We start from the raw sequence: 1,623 nt of genomic DNA on the forward strand, positions 1-1,623 counted from the left end.
ACTGCCCGCCCGGGTGGGCCTAGCGCACCTTGAAATCAATGGCGCGCGGTACTCAGCACGGAAGAAAAATAATCGCTTCAGCCGCAACGAGCACGGTTCCAGAACCGCAAGGTGCATGCGTTGAAATGGCATCGGCGACGATAGGATCAGTGATCTCGATTGAGGAACCGGCTGGGAATGCAAGCACGTCAGCACGAAGCGCGTTGTGTTCGATGACCCGCCCATCGTTTTCGAGCGCGCGAAAGTAGTCGGGAGCCTGCCGCTGGAAACTGCCGGCGGAGTCCATAATCATTGCTGCTTGCAGCACCAACGTTCCAGGCATCAACTCTTCATCGGTGAACAGCGGCGCACCATTTTGATAGGGGACGATGAAGATCGTCTCGCACGTGTTTGATGTGTCCAAAACAAGGTTCTGAGGGCGGTGGGGGGTGGTGACCGCGAGCCCACCATCGTTCCCGACGCGCCCATCTGCGAAGGTAATTAGCACCATCGGTGTGTAAGTGACGTCCGACAAGGCGCCAACGGGCGCTCCTGCGGTCATATCTGGGCATTGCGCCGCAACGGCTGTCGAGAAGAGTGAAAAAGCCAAGCAAAGACTGCCTCTGAGCAGCACAGCAATCCCTCCGAATGCTTCTTCAGGCCAACAATGCCTTATTTGGAAGGACTTGCAACGTGCTGAGCGGTGCGAGGGCAAACCTTCGCCATACTCCCACCAATCGAATTTGGGCTCTTTCTTGACGTCGACTGCGACACAGGGTTCGGAGGACCGTGTCCGTTTCACTTCTCGGCGGAAACGACTGTTATCCGCCGACGTGAGTGTAAGGCTTAGGCATGATGGCATCGTGCGCACGCTGCGCCGAAACGGCGCCTCGACGGTCGATGCTTGGGCCGAAGAGGTCGGCGCGTCGCCCAGAACCGCTTTGCGTGACGCAGCGACTATTGCCATGTGTTCTTCCACTGGCCGCCGCGGGTTACGCTAGGCCGCGGCTGTCGCTTCGATCTCGAACAGCAATCCAGGGACCGCGAGGCCGGTCACACCCAAAAGGGTCATTGGCGGGGCAACCTGGTGGGGGCCGAAACGCATGCCCATCAGATCGAAGTTTTTCAGGGCCTCGCCAACGTCCGTTGCATAGACCCCGAGCCTGATCACATTGCTCAGATCCATGCCCGCAGCTTTCAGAACAGTCTCCAGGTTATCGAGCGCCAGGCTGATCTGCGCACGCATATCGCCTGGATGCTGCGGGTTCCCGTCTCCATCCACCGCGGTCTGTCCTGCGCAAACAACCTGCCGCGCGGCGCCGACGATGATCTCGGCCTGATTGTACCCAAGCTTGATCGACCATTCCCAGGGGTTCACCGCTGTCCGTTCCATGTCGCAATCTCCTTGAATTCCGGTGCTGAAACGGGTGTAGGATGAAATGGTGCCAGAATTTGTCACCAAATCTGCCCGAGTGCGGCCGTGAGTGTAAGGCTTCGGCATGAGGCCATCGTGCGCACGCTACGCCGAAACGGCAGCTCCACGGTCGATGCCCTGGCTGAAGAGGTCGGCGCGTCGCGCAGAACCGTTTTGCGCGACCTGAGTGCCCTGCGTGATGAAGGGTACATCATCCATTCCGATGTCGG

General features: G+C 59.1%; 3 protein-coding genes and 1 pseudogene. 2 read left to right on the top strand and 2 right to left on the bottom strand.

Features of this window, described 5'->3' with window-relative positions; all coding sequences use genetic code 11:
• Positions 1 to 52 precede the first annotated feature (52 nt).
• Entirely contained in the window at positions 53 to 589 is a 537-nt protein-coding gene (locus tag AAF739_18140; protein ID MEM6384588.1) for a hypothetical protein, read from the bottom strand.
• Between the two features lie 223 nt (positions 590 to 812).
• Here AAF739_18140 and AAF739_18145 point away from each other — a divergent pair.
• Positions 813 to 929: pseudogene (locus AAF739_18145) on the top strand (ArsR family transcriptional regulator).
• A 47-nt stretch (positions 930 to 976) separates the two neighbouring features.
• Here the strand turns inward: AAF739_18145 and AAF739_18150 are convergent.
• Positions 977 to 1,372 carry a RidA family protein gene (locus AAF739_18150; GenBank protein MEM6384589.1) on the bottom strand — a complete coding sequence of 132 codons (396 nt, stop codon included), beginning with the start codon at positions 1,370 to 1,372 and terminating at the stop codon, positions 977 to 979.
• 87 nt (positions 1,373 to 1,459) lie between these two features.
• Between AAF739_18150 and AAF739_18155 the strand changes: the two genes are divergently transcribed.
• The coding region (locus AAF739_18155) for an HTH domain-containing protein (protein ID MEM6384590.1) at positions 1,460 to 1,623 on the top strand (164 nt) is incomplete at its 3' end.

The organism is Pseudomonadota bacterium (assembly GCA_039024915.1).
Lineage (GTDB): Bacteria > Pseudomonadota > Alphaproteobacteria > Rhizobiales > MH13 > MH13.